Here is a 25,241-nt window from a genome sequence, read left to right as displayed (position 1 = left end):
CCTTCATTGCCGGCGTGACTGGTCAATCAGTCAACGGCGACCATGACGTCGGAAGCCTTGACGACGGCATAGGCACTGTCGCCAACCTTCAGCTGCAACTCGTCAACGGCTTCGTTGGTGATTGATGCCGTGACGATTGAACCGCCGACATCGATGCGGACATGGGCCGTCGTTGCCCCCTTTGTCACTTCGACAACTGTCCCTTTCAGCCGATTGCGTGCACTGATCTTCATGGCGTTTCTCCTGTTGTTTGCCGCACTTTAGACGGGCGAATGCTGTTTACAAGAAGCAAAAGAAAAAGGCCCGGAAAACCGGGCCTTTTCTGCGTTTTCCCAAGGAAATCTATCGTCCGGCGTGTGCCTTGCCTTCCCGGTCAAGCGCGCTGAATTCCTCATCTGAGAGGCTGATCCTCGCGGCATCGACGTTTTCCTCAAGGTGCCTGACCTTGGATGTTCCCGGTATGGGCAAAATGACCGGGCTGCGCTTGAGCACCCATGCCAGGGCGATCTGGCCCGGCGTCGCCTTGTGATGGGCAGCGATGGTGTCCAGCAACGAGCCTGGCTTTGCCAGATCTCCGGCAGCCAGCGGGAACCAGGGTATGAAGCCGATTCCGTTCTGCGTGCAGTAATCCACGACATCCTCGCTTGCGCGATCAACGAGATTGTAGCGGTTCTGCACGGTCGCCACCTTGAAGAATTTCGAAGCGGCCTTGATCTCTTCAACAGACACCTCGCTCAGTCCGGCGTGGCGGATCACACCCGCGTCGAGCAGCGATTTCACAGCGCCGAACTGCTCGTCACGCGGCACTTTCGAGTCGATCCGATGCAGTTGCCAGAGACCGATCTGATCAACACCAAGCTGGCGAAGGCTCTTATGCGCCTCATCGATCAGGTATTTCGGATCACCCTTCGGCGTCCAACGGTCCGGCCCCTCGCGCGTAAGGCCAGCCTTGGTGGCGACGAGAATATCGCCATAGGGATGAAGGGCTTCCTTGATCAGAAGTTCCGAAACATCCGGACCATAGGAATTTGCCGTATCGATGAAGTTCACGCCAAGGTCCGGCAGGCGCTGCAACGTGCGGATAGCTTCCGGCTTGTCGGCGGGCTCCCCCCAGATACCACGGCCAGTGATGCGCATGGCGCCAAAGCCAAGACGATTGATTTCGATATCGCCGCCAATTCTGAATGTACCGGATTGGGATGCAATGGATTGGGACATTGTCACAGTTCTTTCGTTTGAATTGGAGTATTCGATGAAAGTCGGGAACGTCTGTTGCGCATGGAACGCGCGCAAGATCGTGAACGCACGCCGCGGTGCGTCCTTGATACATATAGACCGCAACGGCACAAGTTTAAGGCTTGAAGAAGCGCCCGCCCTCATTACTCGTCACGAGATCGGCCAACGATTGCCATCGGCCGACACCCGAACGGCTTTATTCTAATTGAAATAGAAGGCGTAAGAGGCGAAATTTCCTTCGAAGATCGCCGTGATCTGGTTCCATTCGCCGCTGCTCATCGCCGGGCCGTCCTCAAGATACGGCACGGCAGCCGGACCGGTGAGCCAGAGGATGAAATCAAACGGCTTTGGATCGTCGAAAACCTTGGCCAGATTGACGCCTTTGTCAAAGCGCCAATGGGGAATGAGGATCTTGCCGTCAAGGGCCGCCTCGAATTGCGACAATACCGCGAGCCAGGCCTGGATGCGCTCCTGCGTGACATTGAAGGATGGCAGCACGCCGCTCTTCTGCTTCGGGCCGGGCAGCCATTCATGATCGTCGTCGGTTTCCTTGTCGATGAGAGCCCAGGTTTCCCGGTTGAGTGCAATGACCTTTTTCAGGTGAACACGCACATCGCTCCACATCGCCGTATCGGCAACCGGCCAGCGGATGGTGTGAATGAGGGTTATGAAATCGGCGATGTCATCGGCCTGTGCTTTGTTCACCCCGAACATCGTATATTCGTCCGCGCCTCTGCCGTTGACCGCCGACATGGTCGAGACAGCGCGGGGAAACACCACGCTGAAGCTGCTGTTCCAGCTTTCGGAAAAATCATGGGAAAGCCAAGCCTTGGCGACGGCCATCAGCAGATTGTCATAGCCTTGCAGCCATTTCGCATCGGCGGTGTCGAAGCCGACAATGAAAGGCAGGGGATCGCCGTTTTCATTGGTATCCGAAATGGCACGGCCGATATGGTCTTCCGGTCCAACCTTGCCATCGCCGTTCCAGTCAAACCGGGCAACGGAAAGATCGACCTTCAGCTTTGCCGGCTTGTCGCCAACGGAGGCAAGTGCCTTGTCGGCAGAATCGAGATCGGCAATGAACGTTGCGAGAATACCGCGGAACTGCTCATAGGTGATGGGTTCCGGATTGCCGTTTCTGGCGATTTGGCTGGCGCCCAGCCCCAGATACAATTCATAGCCATCCGATTTCGAACCAAATCCATGTTTGTAAAGCGATTGGGCCAGCTTTTCGAACGCGCGGGCGGTGCGCACAAGGCCCAGCCCCAGCTGCGCATCGGCATTGTTCGTCGCCTTCGTCGCCAAGGCCAGCAGTTGCTCGTCGGCCTCGCCGATACGGCCATTGGCGAGATATTTCTGGAACAGCTCGGTCGCGGCATTGTCTGCCCGCGCTGCTGCTGAAAAAGCGAAGCAGGCAAAACTTGCCGCCATGATCAGGGAAATGAGTTTTTTCACGCAGATTTTCCGTTGTTGATGACATCGAACAGCGGATTGATAGGCCGACGGAAAGCAAAAGTCTGTAAAATACAATCTTGCGGTGTGCTTATTCACCTATAGATTGCAACTTTCAGCGCGGCTGATCGTCATCCCTGGCAAAAAATGCCGTCTTTTCTGCCTCCGATTGCAGCATTTCCTGAGCCCGGTCAAGCGCGCGCATGGCAGCAAAAAGCACCTCCCGGTCATGCTGGTGCGCCTCGAACAGCGCAACAAAGGCCGGGTTGGTGATTTCATGCGGTTTTGGTGCAGCTTTGGCCCGGTTCAAGCTGTCATCGGCGGTGCGCCTGGCCTTCTCCACGTGATGTCTGGCCGCATCAACATCCGACAAGCTCTTGAAATACTGGCTCATTGTGCGCTTTACCGCTTTCGATGAACGCCCGGCTGCGCTGGAGAGGAAAGCCTGCCTGCTTTGCTCTTCCAACGTATTCTTGCCGGCGCGGCCGGCAGATTTGCTGTTCAGGTCGGACACGTTTTTCATGGGCCATTCTTTGACGATTGGCCACAGCATAGGGCATGGCATCCCAAGCTGAAACGAAAGCACGGTTAAAACTCCCGTCAAAACGGGCACCGGATTCCGGTTCTGCCACCTGTGCTAGAACCAGATTGCGCTTTGCCCGTCTCCCAACTCTGTGGGAGGCGTCTGTCGATTCGCCACGCGCCTGGTATCGCGAGGATCTACGGGCGGCCGTCAATGCGGAATGCGGCGTCCCAGCCGAGCGCATTGCGGGCTTTCCCGCTGCTGGCGACAATGTCTGTCTCGGTAACATTGTAGGCGCCGCTTGCACCGCGCTCGATAGCCCTGAGCGCCGCGCTGGCGGCCGCATCGACATGGACGCGCAAATCAGGATTGGCCGGCATATCGACACCGGTCCCCGGCCCGTAGAAAAAGCCGTAGCGCAGGACAATGCCCTCCATGCCCGGCTCGTTCAACACAGCCTGTTCCATGGCCGCGACACCGGCAACGGTCGTCGCGCGGGGTTCGTCCGCGTGCAGATCAAGCGGGTCCGTCTCGATGAACACACCGGTTTTCGGCGCGTAGGCCCAGGCGATGCTCTGCGCGATGATACGCCCGACACCCGCGGCTTTTGCCGCCTGTACGAGATTGGCGGTCCCCTCGCTGCGGATGCGGGCATTACGGCTGATGAAATCCTTCATCGCCGCTGGACTGACGCCATGCGGCAAATCCGTGAGCTGATGTATGATCACATCGGGCGCGGCCTCAGCCACAACGGATTTGAGTTTTTCGGCATCGAAGACATCGACAATGGCCGGCTCAACCCCGATCTGGCGCAAGGAAGCGGCCTTCTCGGCGCTTCGCGTGGTGCCGGTCACCACATATCCGGCCTCCACCAACAGCGGTGCGAGCCGCCTGCCAACGGCGCCGCTGGCGCCTGCGAGAAAGATATTCCTGATCACGTGTCTGTCTCCTGTCATTGCCTGCAATTGCTCTTGCGCCACCAAGACGAGACAGCCCAATCGAACGTGACATGGCCCTCACGTTTTTCGACCTAGACAGGTTCGAGCATGCCAAACCAGGCAACCAGCCCGAGCACGACAATGCCCAGTGCGATCTCCGTCAGGGTTCCGAGCCGTATGGCGCGCATGGAACCTGCCTCGCTGGTGCGCATCCGCGGAACGAAAACATACCGGTTGATCAGGGCCAGTCCGGTCAGCACCACAACCAGAGTGATCTTCAGCGCCAGCAAGGCCTGATAGGGGGATGTCCAATCAGCCGGCAGACGTCGAAGGACGAGCGTGGTATTGACCACGCCGGATGCAATCACCAGTGCGACGGCCGCATGACCGACCGACGAAAACCGCATCAGCGCCGTTTGCGCAGCCACACGCCATTCCGCCTGGCGCAACCGGCCAAGGATCAGCATAACCGGTATCAGCGCTCCGATCCACGCGCCGCCCGAGAGCACATGCACCATATCGTTGAAACGGTGGGCCGCGCCAATCCAGCTCTCCCGCATTGTGGCATGGCCGGAAAATGCCAGGCTTGCCAGAAGCAGTCCCGAAGCCATGGCAAGAGCGATGTGCGCGCGGCGTGGCGACAGAGCCAATGCGGGCAACAAAAGCAGGGCGGCGGCGACCTGTATCGCCCAGCCGCGGCCAACGCTTGTCTCAAACAGCACGTCCCGGATGGTTCCGAGATCGACGGCATCGCTCCAGCCCTGCCCGATCATTCCAGCCTGCAGCGGCAGCGCAGCAAAGATCGTTCCGATAGCCAGAAAGACCGCGATGACGCTCGCAGGACGCAGGCGCTCACCGATCTCCAGCGCCAGAGGTTTGGGCACAAGCAGTGCGAGATAGGCAAACGCGCCCCACAGGAACATCGTGGATGCATTGTGCACGAACCTGCACAGAACAAGCGTGGTCTCCAACCCCATCAGGGTTTGACGGTGAATGTATAGCTGCCCTTGGTCTTGTGACCGTCGGTGGAAAGTGCGGTCCAGTTCACGGTATATTCCCCCGACGCGAGGGGTGCCGACAGCGGAATGACCAGTGTCTTGTGGTCGTTGATCGACAGTTTGGCCTGTCCCGTCGATACGGTCGCCTTGCCCGGACCGGTGATCGTTGCGCCTGAAAATTTCAGGTTCAAACCCTCGGAAAACGTCAGATCGATCTCGACGGGCGAGACCTTCACGATGGCGTTTTCGGCCGGAACTGCCGATTCAAGATGGGCGTGCGCCAATACCTGCCCCAACAGGCCGGCATTGAGGACGGTTGCGACAGCAAAAATACGAATGAGCCGTGACATGAGAACTCCTGTGAGCGGGCGGATTTGACGGATCCGGAGAAAGGGTGTGACCGCGCGGCGAAAGCTAAGCCTGATTTTTGCCGGGATCATGGCAGAATCCCTGTTGGGCGCGGCGGCACGCAGGCGGCAGCGCGAAGCATCCACCGGCGGCCGTCGCTGCTCATTTCGGTACAGCTGCGCGGCTCGACATCGATGCGCCAAAATGCGGAATCCGGTGCCTGCAAGACGCTCAGAACAGCGGCGCGAATGACGGAAGCGTGCGTCACCACGATTGTGTGACCGCCATCATGCATATGCGCGCTCATCCAATCTGCAATCCTGACGAGAAAATCATGGATCGATTCGCCGCCATGCGGGGCCGAGGCGGGATTGTTCATCCAGTCCGTCACATCGTCGGGGTGGGCTTGGTGGACAGCGGCGAGCGTCCTCCCCGCCCATTTCCCGTAATCGATATCCGCCAACGCCGCATCGACAACGGATTCCAAACCCAGGGCATCGGCGGTTTGCCGGGCGCGCAGCGCCGGACTGGTCAAAACACGGTGCGCACGGCGCAAATGCCCGGCAATAGCCTGCAGGTTTTGGGCTTCCCCGGGTTCAAGCGCTTCGTCGGCGGGGAAAGCACCTGTGCGGACCGCCGGTGTGGCGCCATGGCAAACAAGGGTCAACCGCGTGGCTCTGGCCAAAATATCCCTCAAAACCCTCAGGAAAAAACCGGAAACAGCCCGCAGACCGTTCATTGACAGTCTGCGGCGCGCACAGATATAACCGTGCTGTTGCGAGTTTGGAAGCCGGTGAAATTCCGGAGCGGTCGCGCCACTGTAATTAATCAGTCCTTTTTCACTGATTGAAAGCCAGACCCTGGCCGCAACATCATTTATTCCGTTAGTGAACGCGTCATTCTGGGAGAAAATTCATGTCCGATATCGCTCTTACGCCGTCAGCAGGCGTCACGCCCATTCCTCTTGGCGAAGTCTTGCCGTGGGCCATTTTCGGCGGGCTGATTATGCTGCTCGCAATCTATTTCATTGGTGCGGAAGAAGGTGCGATGTCGCTCTTCTCGGGCATGTATGTGCACGAATTCGTTCATGACGGCCGCCATCTCCTCGGATTTCCCTGCCACTGAGGAAACAAAACAATGACAAGAGATCTTTTGATCCGCGGCATGATCGTAGGGGTCATCGCCGGGCTATTGGCGTTCGGGTTTGCCCGGGTGTTCGGCGAACCGCAGGTTGATCACGCCATTGCCTTCGAGGAAAAGATGAGCCAGGCGGCCGGCACAGCGGCTGAACCGGAGCTTGTCACGCGGGCGACACAGGCCGGCATCGGCCTGTTTACCGGCATTGTCGTCTACAGTGCCGCGCTTGGCGGATTGTTCTCTCTGGTCTTTGCCTTTGTGCATGGCCGGGTCAGTTCCCTCAGCCCGCGCAGTACGGCGGCCCTGCTGGCGCTCGCGGGTTTTGTGGCAATTGTTCTCGTTCCCTGCATCAAGTACCCGATGAATCCGCCTGCGGTTGGCAGCCCGGATACCATCGGGGCCAGAACGGAACTGTTCTTCGTCATGCTGGTGGTTTCGCTCGGTGCCCTTGCGGCGGCTGTGGGTCTGGCAAAGCGCCTTTATGCCCAGCACGGCGCATGGAACGCGATATTGATGGCCGGTGCCGCCTATGTCGTGTTCATTGCGCTGGTGCAATACTCGCTTCCCGCCATCAACGAAGTTCCCGAACAGTTCTCGCCGACCGTTCTCTGGAACTTCCGCGTCGCATCGCTGGGGATCCATGTGATCGTCTGGACCACGCTTGGTCTGCTCTTCGGCGCTTTGGCTGAACGGGTTCTGGCCGGACAGCGTCCGCGCTATCGCCTGCATGCGGCACGCTGAGCGCAGTCGCGCTATGCCTGAACGTCCTGCGGGCGTTCAGGCTTCCGCTGCCGATGGGACTGTCATGAGACCGCAACGCTTCGATATCCCTATGGGATGCCCGGCAGGCTGGTTCCTGGCTCTGGTCGCATGCCTGTTCATGCTGCAAACCGAAAGCGGATGGGCGCACCGCAGCAGCGCCGGTACCGATACGTCGGGCATTTCCATTCCAAGCCTGTCGCATGGTGAAATGGCGGTAATCGCTGACTACCGCAAGCCGATCCTCGATCTGGCGGCCCGCATGACCCGCACCGATGAGAAATTCCGGCGGCTGCTGAACTACACCAATATCCAATACAGCTATTGTCTCTGGGGCATGGTCCCCGGCAGTGTCACCGACGAGCAAAGCCCGTTCAATGCCTGTTCACACGCCTATCTTGCTGCGACGAAGGCTGTGCTTGTGTATATGCGTGACATGCCTGAACACCGGGACGCCGTCAGTGCCCTTGTCTCCGATCTCGATGCCACACTTGTGCGCAATGGCGGCTCTTTCGTTATGTGCCAGTATAGCGGCGATCCCTACAACACGGCTGATATCATCAGGCCGCGCTGGAGCGATGTGCCTGGACACCTGACCAGCCTGTTTTCCTTCCTGGGATTCGCGATACTGCTTGTTTCAGCGGTTTTTGCCGTCATCCATCTGACACGCCCGCCACGACAGCCTGTCAACACCTGATCAAGGCTATGGCCTTTAGGCCACACCGCGCATGTCTTGTCGCCAAACCCCGGATCGCCCTTTCCGCTGCGCGCGACTTGACGTAAGCCTGCTGACCGGATCGTTTTGACCGTTTGAACGTTACTGCATTCCCTGCCCCAAGACGCTTAGAGCCAAGGACACTTCATGCCCTCCTTTGATTATATCCGGCCCATCCTCCTGTTGCTCGGCTCAAATGTTTTCATGACATTTGCCTGGTACGGCCATCTTAAATTCGCGGACCGGCCGCTCTTTCTGGTCATCCTCATCAGCTGGATGATCGCCTTTGCCGAATACTGCCTTGCGGTACCGGCGAACCGCTATGGTCACGAGATCTATTCGGCCGCCCAGCTGAAGACCATCCAGGAAGTGATCACGCTTCTGGTCTTTGCCGGTTTTTCGGTGATGTATCTTGGTGAGAAAATCACCATCAACCACCTCGTCGGCTTCGCGATGATCTGCGGCGGCGCATTCTTCGTGTTCAAGGGTCCGCTTTAGGATCAAACGGCCGTGCACGTGCTCGATGGTGCAGACGGGAAGTATAGTTAGTCAGATAATTATAGGACCGACAGCGGGGAAAGACTACTTGCTATCTGCGGTGCGGCATCCGGTTTCGGCTATTTTCTGTAACTTCAAAGCATGGATAGGACCAATTTCAACCGGATTCACGGAAGCTCGCCGATCACCCCGCCCAGCATTCTTTGCCATGAAGGAAGTCATCAACAACGCGCCTCATTTATTTCTTGACTGTAATAATCATATTTATTAACAATGTGTGATATTTAGAATATTTAATACGCAGGATCCCATTCTCCCGGCCTGTTTCAAACGTAATGACGTCCCTTTTTCGTTTATCCCCGCATGGCTTGGCGAAGCGGATTTTCATTTTGATGCTTTTTTATTTTTACTAAGGAGATTTGAGCATGCCTGAAACGATAATCTTGAAACCAATCATTATTAAATCCTGGGAAGACAGTAATCCCGGCAATTCATTCACCGGTTGGGCGGGGAGTAGGTTATATAATCCGTATACGGAAATGGATCGATTGTGGGATCAATATCAGGAATATACGCAAAACGCATTCTGGAATTCTCTCAACAGTCTGCCCGGACTGAAATGGATTGTAAGCGGCCTGAACGCGCTCCTAGATGCGCCCGGCGATTTCATCACCTGGCTAAATGGTCTCTCATTTCTCGATAATGTCCTCGGCAAACAGAACACGCCTTTGGATCTTCTGAACGGAACGGACTCCGAACCAGAGAGCGCCAAGACCTATGACAGAAATGACACCACATTATCCGGAGGAATAGCGTCACCATTCAAGGCCATGGCGCATTATCTTCAAGGCCATGGAGAAGCATTGAGCGTCCCCTTAAATCAGATCGGTCTCAACCTTCGGCCGGATCAGGTGAAAATAAGAGAAATCAACCAGTTAAGTCAGTACACCAATGACTCAAACTTTATCGGAACGAAACACATTGTAGTTGAGAAATTTAATCATAACACAGCAGAAGATAATGCAATTGCAGCGGCGTACCTAGGGAACATCTCGTTGAAGCTAGAAGGGGACATGACTCGTCATCAAGACGGAACATGGAACTTCCAAGGTGAGGTTCGCGCCTATGATGATCATTATGATTTCAATCCAAGCGATCACCGTGGAATGATGCAGGAACTGTTCACAAGAACAGTAAATCTCCTGCCGGGCACGAACTATGACATATCAATGGCAGGTTCCATTCCCATCTCCTGGGAGGGGCACTAATGCGAAAACTATTGAAATGGGTCCTGGGCGTGACCGGGACCATCGTGGCGGTGGTGTTCTTGTTTGCCGTATTTGTCGTCTATGGCATCCCATTACTCAGGGACAGAACAACGCAATGCCCGGAGATGCAAACCGCAACAGTTAAGTACGGCATACTTTCTTACATCACTAAAATTGCAAAAAATGGCTTTCAGTACGATGATCTCGAACTGGATGAGGATTTTGGATACAATTCTGGCATCCGCGGCTGGGAAGTCACGGTTTACGTTAAAAGCGATGGCAAACGTATAGGACGATACTTCGCCACAATGGCCTGCGATGAAAGAGTAGAGCTTTCAGTTGATCAGACATTCAAGGCTGATTAAATGCAGAAACGGGATCGTACGAGCGTACGATCCCGTTTGTACAAAATAGCAAGCTCTGGGAAAACCAACATTTAAATCCGCCGTTCAATCAGCGAACTGATGAATCAACGGCCCAGATCGTTCTTGGTGTTCTTGTAGATGTTGACACCCAGTTCGCGGATTTTCTTGCGCAAAGTGTTGCGGTTGAGGCCGAGCAGTTCGGCTGCCTTGATCTGGTTGCCATGGGTGGCGGTCAGGCATGACAGGATGAGCGGGTATTCCACTTCCTCCAGCACGCGCTGGTAAAGCCCGACCGGCGGCAGATCATCGCCATAGGACAGGAAGTAGCGCTGCATGTTCAGCTCCACCGCCTGGGCAATGGTGATGTCCTCGTTGGACATCGACGCCGAGGATGGCTCCGCCGGCCGCAGGTCAGCCTTGAGTTCCGCCTCAATCACATCCGCATTGATTTCTTCCTGCGGATAAAGCGCGGCGAGACGGCGCACCAGGTTTTCCAGTTCGCGCACATTGCCGGCCCAGGGATAGCGGCGCATCAGGTCGAGACCATCGGCGGTGATGCGTTTTTCCGGCAGGCCGTCCTTTGCCGCCATCTTGAAGAAATGCCGGACAAGGTCGGGAATATCCTCGCCGCGCTCGCGCAACGGCGGCAGACGCAGCGGCACGACATTCAGGCGGTAATAGAGATCTTCGCGGAACATGCCCTGATTGATCAGCGTCCGCAGGTCTTTGTTTGTCGCGGCCACGATGCGCACATCGGTCTTGATCGGCGTGCGCCCGCCCACGGTCATGTATTCGCCCTGCTGGAGTACGCGCAGCAGGCGTGTCTGTGCTTCCATCGGCATATCGCCGATTTCATCGAGGAACAGCGTGCCGCCATCCGCCTGTTCGAAGCGGCCGCTCGACCGGTTCTGCGCACCAGTGAAAGCACCCCGTTCATGGCCGAACAGTTCGGATTCGATCAGGTCGCGCGGAATGGCAGCCATGTTGATGGCGACGAACGGCCCCTTGCGGCGACGGCCATATTCATGCAGTGCCCGCGCCACCAACTCCTTGCCCGTGCCGGATTCACCTGAAATCATCACGGTCAGGTCGGTTTGCATCATGCGGGCAAGAACCCGGTAGATATCCTGCATGGCGGGCGAGCGGCCCACCAGCGGCATGGTATCCGGCTGTTCGTCATTGGCCCATTTTTCCGGCTTCTTCTTCGGCTCCGCCAGGGCACGGCCGACAATGCTGACAAGCTCGGTCAGATCGAATGGCTTTGGCAGATATTCATAGGCCCCGGCCTCGGAAGCGCGGATTGCCGTCATGAAGGTATTCTGCGCGCTCATAACGATAACAGGCAGATCGGGGCGCGATTTCTTGATGCGTGGCAGAAGGTCGAAAGCGTTTTCATCGGGCATCACCACATCGGTGATGACAAGATCGCCGTCACCGGCGGAAATCCAGCGCCACAGGGTGGCTGCATTAGACGTGATGCGCACATCGTAGCCAGCACGCGACAGCGCCTGATTGAGGACTGTTCTGATTGCTGCGTCGTCATCCGCAACGAGAATGCTGCCCAAGCTCATGATCAGAATCCTGCCTTTTTCGATATAATCATTTCATCCGCATGGTCGTCGTCCGACGGATCGCTCTGCCATGCGGGCATCAGAATGCGGAATGTCGTCTTGCGCGGTACGGAATCGCATTCGATGACACCGCCGTGATCGCCAACGATTTTTGCAACGAGCGCCAGGCCGAGACCCGAACCGTTCGGTTTGGTCGTGATGAACGGATCGAACAGATGCGGCATGATATCCGGTGAAACACCGGAACCGGTATCCTGCACGCAGAATTCGAGTGGCAGGGAGACTCGGTTGCGGATGCCCGGAATCGACAGGCGGATACCGGGGCGGAAGGCGGTCGACAGCGTGATCTCGCCCGGCTCGCTCGTGCCGATGGATTCCGCCGCATTCTTCACGAGATTCAGAAACACCTGCACCAGCTGGTCGCGATTGGCAAAAACATAAGGCAGCGACGGGTCGTAATCTTCGTGGAACTTGATGTGGCTGGCAAAGCCGTTCTTGGCGATGGCTTTGACGTGATCCAGCACAACGTGGATGTTCACCGCCTCCCGTTCGATCGGGCGCTCGTCGGAAAACACTTCCATGCGGTCGACAAGCGAGACAATCCGGTCGGTCTCGTCGGTGATCAGCCGCGTCAGCGCGCGGTCATCATCGTTGAGACCGGTTTCCAATAGTTGTGCTGCCCCGCGAATACCTGACAGCGGGTTCTTGATTTCATGCGCCAGCATGGATGCAAGGCCCGTCACCGAGCGGGCAGCGCCGCGATGGGTCATCTGCCGGTCGAGCTTTTCCGCCATTGACCGCTCCTTGAACAGGATGACGATCGATCCCGGCGCTTCGCTGACCGGCGTGACATAGAGATCGACAATGCGGTCCTGCCCGAGGCGCGGCGACGAAACATCGACACGATATTCATTGACGGGCGACGGGCTTTCCCGCACCTGCTTGACCAGAGCCAGCAACGGGCTGCCGAATGGCAGCAGCATTTCCAGCGTGTTGCGGCTCAATATGCTGGCGCTGGAGCGGAAAAACGCTTCCGCATCGGAATTGGCATAGGAAATATGCCCGCTTTCATCGAGCATGATCACCGGATGGCGGATCGCATTAAGAACGATCCCGGCCAGTTTGTCGTCCATCGCAACATTGTCTGCCGATGTCATCATGCAACCTTCTTCATGTCATGTTCGTCCGGCCGCGCGAGTGCGGCATGCAGGCGCCCGGCAACCAGACGCGGATTGGTTTCGGTCATGATCGAAACGCGTTCAGCCGCGCTGATATCGACACCGTGCTTTTCCAGATACCAGCCGAGATGTTTGCGCGCATGGCGAATGCCGGTCGGCTCGCCGTAATGGGCCAGCATCGCTTCGTAATGGGCGACCGCATAATCGGCGATCAGACCTGTGTTCTGCCCGTTCTGCGCGCCATGAACGATCGTCCCGGGCAGCCAGGGCTGCCCATAGGAGCCACGTCCGACCATAACCGCATCGGCTCCCGACGCCTCGAGAATGCCATTGGCATCGTCGCGGTTCAACACATCGCCATTGGCAACAAGCGGGATGGAAACGGCCGCCTTGACGGCACGGATGGCGTGCCAATCCGCCTTGCCTTCATAGAACTGGCAGCGCGTGCGTCCGTGCACCGTCACCATCTGCACACCAGCCTGTTCGGCACGGGCGGCAAGTTCCGGCGCATTAATGGTTTCGTCATCCCAGCCCAGGCGCATTTTCAGCGTCACGGGAACCGTCACTGCACCGATGGTCGCCTCGATCAGCGTCAGGGCATGGTCGAGATCGCGCATCAGGGCCGAACCGGAAAAACCGCCGGTCACCTTCTTGGCCGGGCAGCCCATATTGATATCGATGATATGCGCGCCCTCGCCTTCGGCAATGCGCGCGGCTTCCGCCATCCACTTTGTTTCGCGTCCGGCGATCTGCACCACATGGGTGCCGAGACCGTCTCCACGCAGCCGCAGCAGGTTGCCGCGCTCGCGCGTGCACAGCTCGGCGCTGGCAACCATTTCGGAGACGACCATGCCTGCGCCGGCCTTCCACGCCAGCTGGCGGAACGGCAGGTCGGACACACCGGACATCGGCGCAAGGAACACCCGGTTACGCAGCGGCACGCCGCCTATCTCGAGTGGTTGATTCAGATCGATCACGTCACTATTGCCTGTTTCGTATGCAATTTTCCAATCGCCTATCCTTTAGACAGGAACACCGGACTAGGCAAGGCAAAGAGCACCTCGAATGGACGAGATTTCGTTTAAACCTCTGGTCTTTCGCCTCGGCAAGAGGTAACGCAGTCTGGAGTTACGGAGAGAAGTGTGGCGGCAGGTACAAACGACAAGCAGATGCGGGTGGCAGCCGTCATTGTGGCGGCTGGTCGCGGGGAACGCGCGGGCCAAAGCGTTGAAGGACCGAAGCAATACCGCAAGATCGGCGGTGAAGCGGTTCTGGCGCATACGCTGCGGGCCTTTCTCGGCTGCCCGTTCATCGGAGATGTCGTCGTTGTCATCCACAAGGAAGACGAATCCCTCTTCGCCCAGGCGGCTGGAGACTATGCGGCACGGGTCACATGCGTAACCGGCGGGCCGACGCGGCAGGAATCAACCCGGCTTGGCTTGCTCGCCCTGAAAGACCAGGCGCCGGACCACGTGCTCATCCATGACGGCGTGCGGCCGTTCATATCAGCCGACCTGCTCGAGCGGGTTATTTTCAACCTGACGCCGCATATTGGTGTCCTGCCGGTGCTTGCCGTTTCCGATACGCTGAAGGCTGCGGGCCATGATGCGATGGTCAGCGCCACCGTGCCGCGTGCCGGTCTTTATGCGGCGCAGACGCCGCAGGCCTTCCCCTATGGGCCGATCATGGCGGCGCATGATGCCGCGTTTGCCATCGGCCGTTCCGACTTCACCGATGATTCCGCCATTGCCGAGTGGCAGGGCCTGCCGGTGCGGATTGTCGAGGGATCGGCGGACAATACGAAACTCACCTGGGCAAAGGATATCGATATGGCTGATGACCGTCTGTCGCAAAGGCATGCCGCCTTCCCGGATGTACGCACGGGCAACGGCTATGACGTGCATTCTTTCGAGCCCGGCAATGGTGTGACGCTCGCCGGCGTCTTCATCGAACATGACCGCAAGCTCAATGGCCACTCCGATGCGGATGTCGCCTTGCATGCACTGACCGATGCTTTGCTGGCCACGCGCGGCGCGGGCGATATCGGCACGCATTTCCCGCCGTCCGACCCGCAATGGAAGGGTGCCGCCTCGCATATCTTCGTCGAGCATGCCGTGAAAATCGTCAAGGCGGCCGGCGGGCGCATCGCCAATGCCGATATCACCCTGATCTGCGAGGAACCGAAAGTCGGCCCGCACCGCGAGGCGATGACCGCCGCCCTGTCGAAAATGCTCGGGATTACGCCCGATCGTGTATCGGTCAAGGCGACGACCAATGAAAAAATGGGCTTTATCGGCCGCAAGGAAGGCATCGCCGCCATCGCCACGGCATCGGTGATCTATCCCGGAGGATTGCCGGAATGAGCGGACTGATCGCAGAGACAAAAGCCATCGCGGTTCTGGAAGCCTGCCGCGCCAGAGGCATTCTGCTGGCAACAGCCGAATCCTGCACCGGGGGGCTGATTGTGGCATCGCTCACCGACATCGGCGGATCATCCGATGTGGTGGATCGTGGCTTCATCACCTATTCCAACGAAGCCAAGCACGCGATGCTCGGCATTCCCATGGACGTGATCACTGCCCATGGCGCCGTATCGGAAGAAGTGGCGCTGGCCATGGCCGCGGGCGCATTGCAACACTCGCGCGCCGGCATTGCCGTGGCGGTGACGGGTGTTGCAGGTCCCGGCGGCGGATCGGCGGCCAAGCCGGTTGGTCTCGTCTGGTTCGGTGTCGCCCTCAAGGGACAGGCGCCGCAGGCTGTGCGGCATGTTTTTCCCGATCAGGGACGCGCGAGCATCCGGCAAAACGCCGTCGAAACGGCGCTCGATCTGGTGTTGAAGACGCTCGCCTGAACTCAGGTGCGCGACACCCGGAACGCCATGCCGATGGAATCCGGCGTCACCGGCTCGAAACCGAATTTTGCGTAGAGATGTTTGGCAGGGCCATCGGCGATGAGGCTGACATAGGCGCCATCAGGCGCTTCCGCCGCCACATGGTCCATCAACGCAGCCATGATCTTCTTGCCAAGCCCGCGCGCCTGATGGGCGGGATCAACCGCAATGTCCACGACCTGATAGAAACAGCCGCGATCCCCGACGATGCGGCCCATGCCGACTGCCTTGCCGTCCAGCGTCACCGTCACGCCGCAGACCGTGTTGGGAAGACCGATAAGAGCCGCCTCACGGCTCTTCGGACTCAAACCGGAAATCACCCGCAACCGGCAATAATCGTCAACGGATGGTGCTTCCCTGTGAAGCGTGTAATCGGGCTGAACGCCGCTCATCATTCTCTCCCAAGCTGGTTGCGCCGCAGTTCTAGCTGAATCGTCCCGCTGCGATCAATCATCCCAGACGCGGAAACTTGCCATTCTTGACATCATCACCGCCAGCATGGGATATCGGTTCCATGATCGAGAATGACGTTTTGATTGTTGCGCGGGTTGCCGGCATCCCAACAGGCGGGATGCAGGGACTTTGTGCACGCTGATCGAAAAGCGTAACGCGTCACCAGCAAACCCCGCCGGCAACGGACGGGGCTTTTTTATGGTGCGCGCCGTCCATCGGCATCAAGATGGAGAACACAATGACACAGAATATTTATGATACGCCGGCCTTCTTCGAGGGTTACAGCCAGTTGGGCCGCTCGGTGGGCGGACTTGCCAGTGCCGCGGAATGGCCTGCCCTGCAGGCGCTGATGCCAGACCTTCACGGCCTGCGCGCCGTGGATCTCGGTTGCGGCTTTGGCTGGTTTGCCCGCTGGGCGCGCGAGAACGGCGCCGCCGAGGTGCTGGGCCTCGATGTTTCGGAAAACATGCTGGCGCGGGCGCGATCAATGTCGACAGATGCGGCCATTCGTTATGACAGAGCCGATCTGGAGGTGCTTGACCTCCCCGAGGCAGCGTTTGACCTCGCCTACAGTTCACTCACCTTGCATTACATTGACAATCTGGCCGGGCTGTTCCGGACCGTTCACAAGGCACTCGTTCCCGGCGCGACATTCATCTTCTCGATGGAACATCCCATCTTTATGGCACCATCCCGTCCCGGCTGGTTCATCGATGCGGAAGGCCGCAAATCCTGGCCCGTCGACGGCTATCTGGTCGAGGGGCCGCGTGTGACCGACTGGCTGGCCAAAGGCGTCATCAAACAGCACCGGACAATCGGCACCATCCTCAATCTGCTGATGACAGCGGGTTTCACCATCTCCCACGTGGAAGAATGGAAGCCGACGAAAGAACAGATCATCGCGCGGCCCGAGCTTGCCGAGGAACTGGAGCGCCCGATGTTTCTGCTGGTTGCCGCACAGCGCTAAAGGCCACAAGACGCCGTTTGATCGGGAGAAATCCGGGGGCTTCCAATGGCGCCCGGATTTTGATACGGCTCAGCGCGGAAGAGTTTTTGACCCGCCTGGAGTCCCATTTTGCCATCGTAAAGACCGGTCTCGCCTGTATTACCCTGTGCTGCTGACAACGCGCGTTGCGTTCCGGCAGTGCTGACACATGTTCAGCGGGTGGCAGAGTTAGAGGCCGGTTGGCAATTCAAGCGTGTGCTTTGCGCAGACGCATCGGCCCAAAACTCTTCCCATTCCCGAACACGCCACACCGCGCTCAGTCCATGACTGTCTGACAGCCTTCTTGCTGAACTTCCAAAAGGAAGATCAAGACGGCATGTCCAATACTCTCTGTGTCCAATGGACCATTGTTCCACGAGCGGCTCCCCAGCCCCTCATTGCCTGCAGCCATTGCCGCTGCGAGCGGCCCTTCCAATCCAGCGGCAAGGCCCGGCTCAATGCCAATGGCCGCAAACTCGATGCCTGGCTCATCTACAAATGCACGGTCTGCGAAAACACGTGGAACCGCACGATTTTCGAGCGCAGGTATGTCCGGGATATCGACCTGCAAACCCTTGCAGCCCTTCAGACCAACGATCCGGAATGGCTCGAGCGTCTGGCTTTCAATCCAGTGGGATTGAAGGCAATGGAGGTCACGGAGTTCTCAGATGTTACCGTCCGGAAGAAGCTTCTATCTCAGGCGCTGGATGTAACGCATCTATCGATTGAACTCAGACTGCCACTGACAACGACCGTGCGCCTCGATCGGCTTCTGGCTTCGGAACTGGCTTTATCCCGCAGCCGGATACAGACACTCGAAAGCGGCGGCCTGCTGTCCACGGCGCCATCAGGTCGCAACATTCTGCGAAAAAGCGTTGGAGACGGTCTGGTCGTTCTCCTGGATATCTCCGATCAACCGGAGCGTGACAGGATTATCGATGCGGCTAGCAGACAGGTGAGCGCCTGAAACAAAACACCCCACGGCGGCGATTCCTGCGCTGTGGGGTGTTTTAGTTATCCGGCAAATGAAAATATGGCTTTGCCCTATGAATCGCGGCCGTAAATCTGGTCGGCGCGTTTTTCAAAGGCCTCGGTGAATTTCCGGAAGGCAATATCGAACATCGACCCCATCAAAAAACCGAGCGTGCGGCTTTTGAATTCATAGTCGATGTAGAATTTGACCTCGGAATGTTCCGGGTTTGCGGAGGGTACGAACTGCCATTTATTGTCGAGATAGCGGAACGGCCCGTCGACATATTTGGTCTCGATTATCTTCTCGTCCGGCTTGAGCAGGACCTGGCTGGTAAACGTCTCGCGGATCAGCTTGTAGCCCACGGTCATATCGGCAATGAGCAGCGTCTTGCCGTCCCGCTCCTTGCGTGAGCGCACCTTCAGGCTTTCGCACATCGGCAGGAACTGCGGATAGCTTTCCACATCCGCCACCAGATCGAACATCTGCTCGGCCCGATGCACCACGGGGCGTGTCGTATCGAATTTCGGCATTCAGTCAGCTTCGGTTGGCGTGCAGCGCCTCGCGTGCAGCCTTCAGCTTGGCGAAATCATCACCCGCATGGTGCGACGAGCGTGTCAGCGGGCTCGATGCAACCACCAGGAAGCCCTTGGTCTTGGCGATGGTCGCATAGGACTTGAATTCGTCTGGCGTGACGTAATTGAGAACCGGATGATGCTTGCGCGTCGGCTGCAGGTACTGGCCGATGGTCATGAAGTCGACATTGGCCGAACGCAGGTCGTCCATCAGCTGCAGCACTTCGTTGCGCTCTTCGCCGAGGCCGACCATGATGCCGGATTTGGTGAAGATGGTCGGATCGAGTTCCTTCACCCGCTGCAGCAGGCGGATGGAATGAAAATAACGGGCACCCGGACGCACCTTGAGATAGTTGGAAGGCACCGTTTCCAGATTGTGGTTGAACACGTCGGGGCGCGCGGCAACGACGATCTCGAGCGCACCGTCCTTGCGCAGGAAATCCGGCGTGAGGATTTCAACCGTTGTGCCGGGTGAAATCGCGCGGATCGCGTTGATGACGTCGGCAAAATGCTGGGCGCCGCCATCGGGAAGATCGTCACGGTCGACCGAGGTGATGACCACGTGGGTCAGGCCCATTTTCTTGACGGCCTTGCCGACATTTTCCGGCTCGTTCGGATCAAGCGCCGTCGGCAATCCCGTTGCGACATTGCAGAATGCGCAGGCACGGGTGCAGATCTCGCCCATGATCATGAAGGTGGCGTGCTTCTTGTCCCAGCACTCGCCGATATTCGGGCAACCGGCCTCTTCGCACACGGTCACGAGGCTGTGCGAGCGCACGATCTCGCGCGTTTCCGCATAGCCCTTGGAGACCGGCGCCTTGACGCGAATCCAGTCCGGCTTCTTCAGAATTTCCGTATCCGGACGATGCGCCTTTTCCGGATGCCGCAGGCGCCGCTTTTGATCGATCGTATCGAGAACCGTTACCATCAGGACTTCCTAGTTTAATTCGAGGATCTGGCTTTGCCAAAAATCCACAGAATGATAATTGCGCCCGCCGTCGCAACAATCAGATTTCCAAAAAAGCCGTAAAAGTTGAAATTCAACAATCCGGCCAGCGTGCCACCCACGAACGATCCGGCAATACCAACAAGAATATTGGTGAACAAGCCATGATTGCGGCTCATCGCCTTTTCCGCGATATATCCGGCGATGAAGCCGATGACCAGCATCCCGAAGAAACCGACACCGGGCATGCTCATGATACCGACTGGCTGATCCATCTTCCCTCGCTCGCCCTATCGTCCTGATGCAATCGCAATGGCACGAAACACCAGAGCCCATATAGCACCGAAAAGAAAACCACCCAACCCGCAGGCAAAAGTCACGACCCACACACCGGTCCAGCCGCCGATGGCCGTGCCATTGATGGATATGGTGTTGCCGGAAACCAGACTCAAGGCAGACGCAGCAAACCCCAGCCCAAAGCCGATCAGGGTCGACCATTTGAGGATTGCCCATGACAGGCGAATCCAGGGTTTGCTGTCCTTGATGGTGACCAACGGACCGGAATTCCTTTCGTTATCAGGCGTTCAGTGCACGTCCATAGGCATCCAGCACGCTTTCCTTCATCGTTTCCGACAGGGTCGGATGCGGGAAGATCGTGTGCATCAGTTCTTCTTCGGTCGTTTCGAGGTTCATCGCAACCACAAAACCCTGAATCAGTTCCGTCACCTCAGCACCGACGAGATGGGCGCCAAGGAGCTGGCCGGTCTTCTTGTCGAAGACGGTCTTGACCATGCCCTGGTCTTCACCCAGCGCAATCGCCTTGCCATTGGCGACGAACGGGAAACGGCCGACGCGGACGTCATAACCCTCAGCCTTTGCCTTGGCTTCGGTCAAACCAACGGAAGCGACCTGCGGGTTGCAATAGGTGCAGCCCGGAATCTTGGCCTTGTCCATCGGATGCACGTTCGGCAGTCCGGCAATCTTCTCGACGCAGATGACAGCCTCGTGCTCGGCCTTGTGCGCCAGCATGGGCGGCCCGGCAACGTCGCCGATGGCGTAGATGCCGGCAACATTGGTCTTGCCATAGCCGTCAATGACGATGCAGCCGCGATCGGTCTTGATGCCGAGTGCCTCAAGGCCGATGTTTTCGATATTACCCTGCACGCCGACAGCCGAAACCATACGGTCCGCGGTGATTTTTTCGACCTTGCCGTCTTTCTTTTCCACATGGGCGGTGATGGAATTGGCTGACTTCTCGACCTTGGTCACCTTGGCGTCGAGAATGATCTTCATGCCCTGCTTTTCAAACTGCTTCCGGGCAAAATTGGCAATCTCGGTGTCTTCAACCGGCATGACCTGCGGCATGACCTCGACGACGGTCACATCGACGCCCATCGTGCGGTAGAACGATGCGAATTCGATACCGATGGCACCGGAGCCCATGACAAGCAGCGATTTAGGCATGTCTTCCGGCTTCATCGCCTCGAAATAGGTCCAGATCAGCTTGCCATCAGGCTCGATACCCGGCAGCGCGCGCGGACGGGCACCGGTGGCGATGATGATATGCTTGGCCGTATAAGTGCCCTCGCCCAGGGTGTTCTTGGGCAGCGGCGCCTGCGGCTCGACCGGCTTCTTGGTGGTCTTGGACACGACGATCTCGCCGGGCTTGGTCAACTTGGCCTCGCCCCAGATGACATCGACCTTGTTCTTCTTCATCAGGAAGCCGACGCCGCCATTCATCCGCTCGGCAATGCCGCGCGAGCGTGCAACGATGGCCTTGAGGTCAGCAGTCACGCTGCCTTCGATCTTCAGGCCGTAATTCTTCGCGTGTTCGGCGTAATGAAAGATTTCTGCCGAGCGCAGCAGCGCCTTTGTCGGTATGCAGCCCCAGTTGGAGCAGATACCGGCGAGATGCTCGCGTTCCACGATGGCCGTCTTCAATCCCAGCTGCGCGGAACGGATAGCGGCGATATAGCCGCCCGGGCCGGAACCAATGATGATCACGTCGTAAGTATTGGCCAAGTCTCGGTCCTCCTAAGACTGAACTAAATATCGAGTATGCCTCGAACGATTGGTGCAATGGCCTTGCCGATTGCCCGTGTATTGTCTGCATCCAGATGCACGCCATCGACCGGCGATGTCTTCGCCACCGATCCCGCATCGAAAAACGCGCAATCGGCCTGCCGGGCGGCATCTTCATAAAAGGCGGCGAGCAGGCGGGACTGTTCGATGCCCTGCTCGAACACCAGCCGGAATTCCGGACCATCCGTCTCGCCCAGCGGCGGCGGCGACATGATCAGGATGTCAGGCGCTTTCGCATCAAGCTGGTAGGGTGCCGTACGGATGATCTCGATCAGCCGCTGCATGCCGCGCTTGGCGCCCTGCGCACTGCCGCAGATAAAGCTCTTCATGTCGTTGGTGCCGAGCATGACAATCACGAGGTCGAGCGGAAAATGCGTGCCAAGCGCGGTGGTCAGCGTCTTGGCAGCATTGCGTTCAAACCCCGAGAGATGGTCGTCGAAGGCGGTTGTCCGCCCGTTCAGGCCATCCGCGACAACATTCACGCTGCCGCCAAGCTCTGCCTGCAAAATCTGTGGCCAGCGATCGCCCAGCGCATGGCGCCCTGACCCGTCGGGAACGTACCCCCAGGTCAGTGAATCGCCATAGCAGAGCACCGTTTTCATTGGCGGCCTCAGACCAGCATGCCCATCGGGTTTTCGATGTGGCGCTTGAAGGCCTGAGCAAGCTCGGCACCCAAGGCTCCATCGACGGCGCGGTGATCGGTCGAGAGCGTCACGGACATGACCGTGGCGACCTTGATCTCACCCTTCTTGACGACGGCCCGCTCTTCACCCGCACCAATTGCCAGAATGGTGGCATGCGGCGGGTTGATGATGGCGGCGAAGTCCTTGACGCCGAACATGCCGAGGTTGGAAACCGCAGTCGTGCCGCCCTGGTATTCCTCGGGCTTCAGCTTGCGGTCGCGCGCGCGCTTGGCCAGGTCCTTCATCTCGTTGGAGATGGTGGACAAGGTCTTTTCCTCCGCCTTGCGGATGATCGGCGTGATCAGGCCGCCGGGGATCGACACGGCAACGCCCACGTCGGAATGCTTGTGCTTGACCATGTTGGCTTCGGTCCAGGACACATTGGCGTCCGGAACATCGCGCAGGGCCAGAGCCATCGCCTTGATGATCATGTCATTGACGGACAGCTTGTAGGCGGGAACATCGCCCTTTTCCGTCTTGCGCATCGGCGATGCCGCATTGATCTGGGCACGCAGTGCCAGCAGTGCGTCGAGTTCGCAATCGACCGTCAGATAGAAATGCGGAACGGTTGACTTGGCTTCCAGCAGACGCTTGGCAATCGTCTTGCGCATGCCGTCATGCGGCACGAGCTCGTAGGAGCCTTCCTCGAACAGTTTCAGCACCGTATCGTCCGACATGGGCTTGGGCGCCGCCGCCGGCGTGGCCGCTGCAGCTGCCGCAGGTGCCTTGGCACCGCCACCGGAGATTGCTGCCTCGACGTCTTTCTTGATGACGCGGCCATGCGGGCCGGAGCCCGTTACAGCGGAAAGATCGATACCGGCATCCTTGGCGATGCGGCGGGCCAGCGGTGACGAGAATGTCCGGTCGCCGGACTTTGCCGGAGCAGCAACAGCGGCGGCTGGTGCAGCCGGCGCTGGCGCCGTTTCCTTGGGTGCTTCCGCCTTGGCGGGCGCAGGTGCGGCTTCTGCTTTCGCGGGAGCTGCGTCGCCGCCCTTGGCAGCAGCGCCGACATCTTCGCCGTCCGCCGCCAGAATGGCGATCAGCGCGTTGACCTTGACGCCTTCCGTACCGGCGGGAACCACGATCTTGGCGACCGTGCCCTCGTCGACCGCTTCGACTTCCATCGTTGCCTTGTCGGTTTCGATCTCGGCAATCACATCGCCGGGACCAACCTTATCGCCTTCCTTGACAAGCCATTTGGCAAGATTGCCCTCTTCCATCGTGGGAGAAAGAGCCGGCATGGTGATATTGATCGGCATATCGATTTCCTCCCCTTTATGCTGTGTATGTCACAGCTTTGACGGCCTCGACGATTTCTTGAACGTTCGGCAATGCCAGCTTTTCCAGATTGGCGGCATAGGGCATCGGAACGTCCTTGCCGGCAATCGTCAGGATCGGCGCATCGAGATAATCGAAAGCCTGCTGCATGACGCGGGTGGCGATTTCCGTACCGACCGAGGACTGCGGATAGCCTTCCTCGATGGTGACGCAGCGACCGGTCTTCTTGACCGATTCGACAACCGTCGGAATGTCCATCGGGCGGATGGTGCGCAGATCGATGATTTCGGCATCGATGCCGAGCTTGGCCAGCTCTTCCGCCGCCTTGACCGTGTAGTTCATGCCGATGCCGAAGGAGACGAGCGTAACGTCCGTGCCCTTCTTGTGGATACGGGCCTTGCCGATCGGCAGGACGAAATCATCGAGCTTCGGCACATCGAAGGAGTGACCGTAGAGGATTTCGTTTTCGAGGAAGATGACCGGGTTCGGATCGCGGATCGCAGCCTTGAGCAGACCCTTCGCATCGGCAGCCGTGTAGGGCATGACGACCTTGAGGCCCGGAATATGGCTGTACCAAGCGGCATAGCACTGGGAGTGCTGGGCCGCGACGCGGGCAGCCGCACCGGAGGGACCACGGAACACCATCGGTGCGCCCATCTGGCCGCCCGACATATAGAGCGTCTTGGCCGCCGAATTGATGATCTGGTCAATCGCCTGCATGGCGAAGTTGAAGGTCATGAACTCCACGATCGGACGCAGGCCGGTCATGGCCGCGCCAACACCCACGCCGGCAAAGCCGTGTTCGGTGATCGGCGTATCGACAACACGGCGCGGGCCGAATTCGTCGAGCAGCCCCTGGGTGATCTTGTAGGCGCCCTGATATTCGGCGACTTCTTCACCCATGACGAAAACGTTGGGGTCACGGCGCATCTCTTCCGCCATGGCGTCGCGCAGTGCTTCGCGCACGGTGGTCGAGACCATTTCGGTTCCTGCCGGAATATCCGGATCGGCGGCAACTTCGGTCTTCGGCGCCGCCGGAACGGTCGCGGCCGGCTTCGCGGCTTCCGCTTCCTGCTGCGGGGCTTCTTGCGCCTTGACGGGCGCTTCAGCGGCTGCAGCCTTTGGCGCGCTATCGGCGCTTTCACCATCGCCCAGGAGAACGGCGATGACGGTGTTGACCTTCACGTTGTCGGTGCCTTCGGCAATAAGAATCTTGCCGATGGTGCCTTCATCGACCGCTTCCACTTCCATCGTCGCCTTGTCGGTTTCGATTTCCGCGAGAACGTCGCCGGAGGTGACCTTGTCACCTTCCTTTTTCAGCCATTTCGACAGTTTGCCCTCTTCCATGGTCGGCGAGAGCGCTGGCATCAGAATATCTACAGGCATGGTTGCG

General features: G+C 58.3%; 30 protein-coding genes and 1 riboswitch. Of the genes, 10 read left to right on the top strand and 20 right to left on the bottom strand.

Annotated elements, in window-relative coordinates; genetic code table 11:
- Positions 1-26: 26 nt before the first annotated feature.
- The 8 genes from ACP7B1_RS07830 to ACP7B1_RS07795 all read right to left on the bottom strand — a co-directional run bounded on the left by ACP7B1_RS07830 (position 27) and on the right by ACP7B1_RS07795 (position 6,180).
- Positions 27-233, bottom strand: a complete 207-nt coding sequence (locus tag ACP7B1_RS07830) for a TOBE domain-containing protein (RefSeq protein ID WP_223614977.1) — start codon at positions 231-233, stop codon at positions 27-29.
- Between the two features lie 109 nt (positions 234-342).
- A complete protein-coding gene (locus ACP7B1_RS07825; RefSeq protein ID WP_346307401.1) occupies positions 343-1,218 on the bottom strand; it encodes an aldo/keto reductase in 876 nt (291 codons plus the stop codon).
- Between the two features lie 219 nt (positions 1,219-1,437).
- Positions 1,438-2,691 (bottom strand): hypothetical protein, encoded by a 1,254-nt coding sequence (locus ACP7B1_RS07820; RefSeq protein WP_346307400.1) that lies wholly within the window; start codon positions 2,689-2,691, stop codon positions 1,438-1,440.
- Between the two features lie 112 nt (positions 2,692-2,803).
- Positions 2,804-3,211 (bottom strand): hypothetical protein, encoded by a 408-nt coding sequence (locus tag ACP7B1_RS07815; protein WP_346307399.1) that lies wholly within the window; start codon positions 3,209-3,211, stop codon positions 2,804-2,806.
- 197 nt (positions 3,212-3,408) lie between these two features.
- Positions 3,409-4,149, bottom strand: a complete 741-nt coding sequence (locus ACP7B1_RS07810; RefSeq protein WP_346307398.1) for an NAD(P)-dependent oxidoreductase — start codon at positions 4,147-4,149, stop codon at positions 3,409-3,411.
- Positions 4,150-4,241: 92 nt separating this feature from the next.
- The gene (gene copD, locus ACP7B1_RS07805; protein WP_346307397.1) at positions 4,242-5,126 is read right to left on the bottom strand and encodes a copper homeostasis membrane protein CopD; all 885 of its coding nucleotides are present in this window, start codon (positions 5,124-5,126) and stop codon (positions 4,242-4,244) included.
- On the bottom strand, positions 5,126-5,497 hold the full coding sequence (gene copC / locus ACP7B1_RS07800; RefSeq protein WP_346307396.1) for a copper homeostasis periplasmic binding protein CopC: 372 nt from the start codon (positions 5,495-5,497) through the stop codon (positions 5,126-5,128). Before copC ends, copD begins: the two co-directional genes overlap by 1 nt.
- Before the next feature lie 86 nt (positions 5,498-5,583).
- Positions 5,584-6,180, bottom strand: coding sequence for a histidine phosphatase family protein (locus ACP7B1_RS07795; protein WP_346307395.1), 597 nt, complete (start codon positions 6,178-6,180; stop codon positions 5,584-5,586).
- 47 nt (positions 6,181-6,227) lie between these two features.
- A riboswitch (cobalamin riboswitch) is annotated at positions 6,228-6,378 on the top strand.
- 32 nt (positions 6,379-6,410) lie between these two features.
- Between ACP7B1_RS07795 and ACP7B1_RS07790 the strand changes: the two genes are divergently transcribed.
- The 6 genes from ACP7B1_RS07790 (at position 6,411) to ACP7B1_RS07765 (ending at position 10,237) form a co-directional block, all read left to right on the top strand.
- On the top strand, positions 6,411-6,620 hold the full coding sequence (locus ACP7B1_RS07790; RefSeq protein WP_130269314.1) for a CbtB domain-containing protein: 210 nt from the start codon (positions 6,411-6,413) through the stop codon (positions 6,618-6,620).
- Between the two features lie 12 nt (positions 6,621-6,632).
- Positions 6,633-7,373: a CbtA family protein gene (locus ACP7B1_RS07785; protein ID WP_346305499.1), complete on the top strand. Its 741-nt coding sequence runs from the start codon at positions 6,633-6,635 to the stop codon at positions 7,371-7,373.
- A 64-nt stretch (positions 7,374-7,437) separates the two neighbouring features.
- Complete coding sequence (locus ACP7B1_RS07780; RefSeq protein WP_346305500.1) at positions 7,438-8,088, top strand: hypothetical protein; 651 nt, start codon at positions 7,438-7,440, stop codon at positions 8,086-8,088.
- A 165-nt stretch (positions 8,089-8,253) separates the two neighbouring features.
- On the top strand, positions 8,254-8,604 hold the full coding sequence (locus ACP7B1_RS07775; protein WP_105733139.1) for a DMT family protein: 351 nt from the start codon (positions 8,254-8,256) through the stop codon (positions 8,602-8,604).
- A gap of 425 nt (positions 8,605-9,029) precedes the next feature.
- Positions 9,030-9,872 (top strand): lipid II-degrading bacteriocin, encoded by an 843-nt coding sequence (locus ACP7B1_RS07770; protein WP_346305501.1) that lies wholly within the window; start codon positions 9,030-9,032, stop codon positions 9,870-9,872.
- Positions 9,872-10,237, top strand: coding sequence for a hypothetical protein (locus ACP7B1_RS07765; protein ID WP_346305502.1), 366 nt, complete (start codon positions 9,872-9,874; stop codon positions 10,235-10,237). Before ACP7B1_RS07770 ends, ACP7B1_RS07765 begins: the two co-directional genes overlap by 1 nt.
- A gap of 104 nt (positions 10,238-10,341) precedes the next feature.
- Here ACP7B1_RS07765 and ntrC read toward each other — a convergent pair whose 3' ends face one another.
- Genes ntrC through dusB form a run of 3 tightly spaced genes read right to left on the bottom strand, consistent with a single transcriptional unit; the run spans position 10,342 to position 13,963 of the window.
- Positions 10,342-11,808 carry a nitrogen regulation protein NR(I) gene (gene ntrC / locus ACP7B1_RS07760; RefSeq protein WP_426136860.1) on the bottom strand — a complete coding sequence of 489 codons (1,467 nt, stop codon included), beginning with the start codon at positions 11,806-11,808 and terminating at the stop codon, positions 10,342-10,344.
- A gap of 2 nt (positions 11,809-11,810) precedes the next feature.
- Positions 11,811-12,968 (bottom strand): two-component system sensor histidine kinase NtrB, encoded by a 1,158-nt coding sequence (locus ACP7B1_RS07755; protein ID WP_223614991.1) that lies wholly within the window; start codon positions 12,966-12,968, stop codon positions 11,811-11,813.
- Positions 12,965-13,963, bottom strand: coding sequence for a tRNA dihydrouridine synthase DusB (gene dusB, locus ACP7B1_RS07750; protein WP_346305426.1), 999 nt, complete (start codon positions 13,961-13,963; stop codon positions 12,965-12,967). Before dusB ends, ACP7B1_RS07755 begins: the two co-directional genes overlap by 4 nt.
- Positions 13,964-14,155: 192 nt before the next feature.
- Here dusB and ACP7B1_RS07745 point away from each other — a divergent pair, with 192 nt between their 5' ends.
- Positions 14,156-15,349: a bifunctional 2-C-methyl-D-erythritol 4-phosphate cytidylyltransferase/2-C-methyl-D-erythritol 2,4-cyclodiphosphate synthase gene (locus ACP7B1_RS07745; protein WP_346305429.1), complete on the top strand. Its 1,194-nt coding sequence runs from the start codon at positions 14,156-14,158 to the stop codon at positions 15,347-15,349.
- Positions 15,346-15,837 carry a CinA family protein gene (locus ACP7B1_RS07740; protein WP_426136859.1) on the top strand — a complete coding sequence of 164 codons (492 nt, stop codon included), beginning with the start codon at positions 15,346-15,348 and terminating at the stop codon, positions 15,835-15,837. The genes ACP7B1_RS07745 and ACP7B1_RS07740 overlap by 4 nt, the downstream gene beginning before the upstream one ends.
- 2 nt (positions 15,838-15,839) lie before the next feature.
- Here the strand turns inward: ACP7B1_RS07740 and ACP7B1_RS07735 are convergent, their stop codons facing one another.
- On the bottom strand, positions 15,840-16,268 hold the full coding sequence (locus tag ACP7B1_RS07735; RefSeq protein ID WP_346305425.1) for a GNAT family N-acetyltransferase: 429 nt from the start codon (positions 16,266-16,268) through the stop codon (positions 15,840-15,842).
- Positions 16,269-16,567: 299 nt separating this feature from the next.
- Between ACP7B1_RS07735 and ACP7B1_RS07730 the strand changes: the two genes are divergently transcribed.
- Both ACP7B1_RS07730 and ACP7B1_RS07725 read left to right on the top strand, forming a co-directional pair.
- Positions 16,568-17,296: a class I SAM-dependent methyltransferase gene (locus ACP7B1_RS07730; RefSeq protein ID WP_346305424.1), complete on the top strand. Its 729-nt coding sequence runs from the start codon at positions 16,568-16,570 to the stop codon at positions 17,294-17,296.
- A gap of 355 nt (positions 17,297-17,651) precedes the next feature.
- Positions 17,652-18,281: a DUF1062 domain-containing protein gene (locus tag ACP7B1_RS07725; protein WP_346305423.1), complete on the top strand. Its 630-nt coding sequence runs from the start codon at positions 17,652-17,654 to the stop codon at positions 18,279-18,281.
- A 77-nt stretch (positions 18,282-18,358) separates the two neighbouring features.
- Here the strand turns inward: ACP7B1_RS07725 and ACP7B1_RS07720 are convergent, their stop codons facing one another.
- The 8 genes from ACP7B1_RS07720 to ACP7B1_RS07685 are packed head-to-tail and all read right to left on the bottom strand — an operon-like array spanning position 18,359 to position 25,234.
- Positions 18,359-18,817, bottom strand: a complete 459-nt coding sequence (locus tag ACP7B1_RS07720) for a type II toxin-antitoxin system RatA family toxin (RefSeq protein WP_346305422.1) — start codon at positions 18,815-18,817, stop codon at positions 18,359-18,361.
- A 4-nt stretch (positions 18,818-18,821) separates the two neighbouring features.
- Positions 18,822-19,787, bottom strand: coding sequence for a lipoyl synthase (gene lipA, locus ACP7B1_RS07715; protein ID WP_130269307.1), 966 nt, complete (start codon positions 19,785-19,787; stop codon positions 18,822-18,824).
- A 14-nt stretch (positions 19,788-19,801) separates the two neighbouring features.
- Complete coding sequence (locus ACP7B1_RS07710) at positions 19,802-20,080, bottom strand: GlsB/YeaQ/YmgE family stress response membrane protein (RefSeq protein ID WP_223614997.1); 279 nt, start codon at positions 20,078-20,080, stop codon at positions 19,802-19,804.
- A gap of 15 nt (positions 20,081-20,095) precedes the next feature.
- A complete protein-coding gene (locus tag ACP7B1_RS07705) occupies positions 20,096-20,359 on the bottom strand; it encodes a hypothetical protein (protein ID WP_403174018.1) in 264 nt (87 codons plus the stop codon).
- Positions 20,360-20,381: 22 nt separating this feature from the next.
- On the bottom strand, positions 20,382-21,827 hold the full coding sequence (lpdA, locus tag ACP7B1_RS07700; protein WP_346305421.1) for a dihydrolipoyl dehydrogenase: 1,446 nt from the start codon (positions 21,825-21,827) through the stop codon (positions 20,382-20,384).
- A gap of 23 nt (positions 21,828-21,850) precedes the next feature.
- Complete coding sequence (locus ACP7B1_RS07695) at positions 21,851-22,489, bottom strand: SGNH/GDSL hydrolase family protein (protein ID WP_346305420.1); 639 nt, start codon at positions 22,487-22,489, stop codon at positions 21,851-21,853.
- A gap of 8 nt (positions 22,490-22,497) precedes the next feature.
- Positions 22,498-23,811 carry a pyruvate dehydrogenase complex dihydrolipoamide acetyltransferase gene (locus tag ACP7B1_RS07690; protein WP_426136895.1) on the bottom strand — a complete coding sequence of 438 codons (1,314 nt, stop codon included), beginning with the start codon at positions 23,809-23,811 and terminating at the stop codon, positions 22,498-22,500.
- A 34-nt stretch (positions 23,812-23,845) separates the two neighbouring features.
- A complete protein-coding gene (locus ACP7B1_RS07685; protein WP_346305419.1) occupies positions 23,846-25,234 on the bottom strand; it encodes a pyruvate dehydrogenase complex E1 component subunit beta in 1,389 nt (462 codons plus the stop codon).
- Positions 25,235-25,241: the final 7 nt, after the last annotated feature.

The sequence above is a fragment of the Phyllobacterium sp. SL163 genome, from assembly GCF_049896885.1.
Taxonomy (GTDB): Bacteria; Pseudomonadota; Alphaproteobacteria; order Rhizobiales; family Rhizobiaceae; genus Phyllobacterium; species Phyllobacterium calauticae.
Note: the sequence above shows the minus strand (reverse complement) of the source record. Positions and strands in the feature narration are given on the sequence as shown.

Coding starts and splice junctions, on each gene's coding strand:
- ACP7B1_RS07830 (WP_223614977.1), bottom strand. CDS start 233: ATGAAGATCAGTGCACGCAATCGGCTGAAAGGGACAGTTGTCGAAGTG.
- ACP7B1_RS07825 (WP_346307401.1), bottom strand. CDS start 1,218: ATGTCCCAATCCATTGCATCCCAATCCGGTACATTCAGAATTGGCGGC.
- ACP7B1_RS07815 (WP_346307399.1), bottom strand. CDS start 3,211: ATGAAAAACGTGTCCGACCTGAACAGCAAATCTGCCGGCCGCGCCGGC.
- copD (WP_346307397.1), bottom strand. CDS start 5,126: ATGGGGTTGGAGACCACGCTTGTTCTGTGCAGGTTCGTGCACAATGCA.
- copC (WP_346307396.1), bottom strand. CDS start 5,497: ATGTCACGGCTCATTCGTATTTTTGCTGTCGCAACCGTCCTCAATGCC.
- ACP7B1_RS07790 (WP_130269314.1), top strand. CDS start 6,411: ATGTCCGATATCGCTCTTACGCCGTCAGCAGGCGTCACGCCCATTCCT.
- ACP7B1_RS07785 (WP_346305499.1), top strand. CDS start 6,633: ATGACAAGAGATCTTTTGATCCGCGGCATGATCGTAGGGGTCATCGCC.
- ACP7B1_RS07780 (WP_346305500.1), top strand. CDS start 7,438: ATGAGACCGCAACGCTTCGATATCCCTATGGGATGCCCGGCAGGCTGG.
- ACP7B1_RS07775 (WP_105733139.1), top strand. CDS start 8,254: ATGCCCTCCTTTGATTATATCCGGCCCATCCTCCTGTTGCTCGGCTCA.
- ACP7B1_RS07770 (WP_346305501.1), top strand. CDS start 9,030: ATGCCTGAAACGATAATCTTGAAACCAATCATTATTAAATCCTGGGAA.
- ACP7B1_RS07765 (WP_346305502.1), top strand. CDS start 9,872: ATGCGAAAACTATTGAAATGGGTCCTGGGCGTGACCGGGACCATCGTG.
- ntrC (WP_426136860.1), bottom strand. CDS start 11,808: ATGAGCTTGGGCAGCATTCTCGTTGCGGATGACGACGCAGCAATCAGA.
- ACP7B1_RS07755 (WP_223614991.1), bottom strand. CDS start 12,968: ATGATGACATCGGCAGACAATGTTGCGATGGACGACAAACTGGCCGGG.
- ACP7B1_RS07745 (WP_346305429.1), top strand. CDS start 14,156: ATGCGGGTGGCAGCCGTCATTGTGGCGGCTGGTCGCGGGGAACGCGCG.
- ACP7B1_RS07740 (WP_426136859.1), top strand. CDS start 15,346: ATGAGCGGACTGATCGCAGAGACAAAAGCCATCGCGGTTCTGGAAGCC.
- ACP7B1_RS07735 (WP_346305425.1), bottom strand. CDS start 16,268: ATGAGCGGCGTTCAGCCCGATTACACGCTTCACAGGGAAGCACCATCC.
- ACP7B1_RS07730 (WP_346305424.1), top strand. CDS start 16,568: ATGACACAGAATATTTATGATACGCCGGCCTTCTTCGAGGGTTACAGC.
- ACP7B1_RS07725 (WP_346305423.1), top strand. CDS start 17,652: ATGTCCAATACTCTCTGTGTCCAATGGACCATTGTTCCACGAGCGGCT.
- ACP7B1_RS07720 (WP_346305422.1), bottom strand. CDS start 18,817: ATGCCGAAATTCGATACGACACGCCCCGTGGTGCATCGGGCCGAGCAG.
- lipA (WP_130269307.1), bottom strand. CDS start 19,787: ATGGTAACGGTTCTCGATACGATCGATCAAAAGCGGCGCCTGCGGCAT.
- ACP7B1_RS07710 (WP_223614997.1), bottom strand. CDS start 20,080: ATGGATCAGCCAGTCGGTATCATGAGCATGCCCGGTGTCGGTTTCTTC.
- ACP7B1_RS07695 (WP_346305420.1), bottom strand. CDS start 22,489: ATGAAAACGGTGCTCTGCTATGGCGATTCACTGACCTGGGGGTACGTT.
- ACP7B1_RS07690 (WP_426136895.1), bottom strand. CDS start 23,811: ATGCCGGCTCTTTCTCCCACGATGGAAGAGGGCAATCTTGCCAAATGG.
- ACP7B1_RS07685 (WP_346305419.1), bottom strand. CDS start 25,234: ATGCCTGTAGATATTCTGATGCCAGCGCTCTCGCCGACCATGGAAGAG.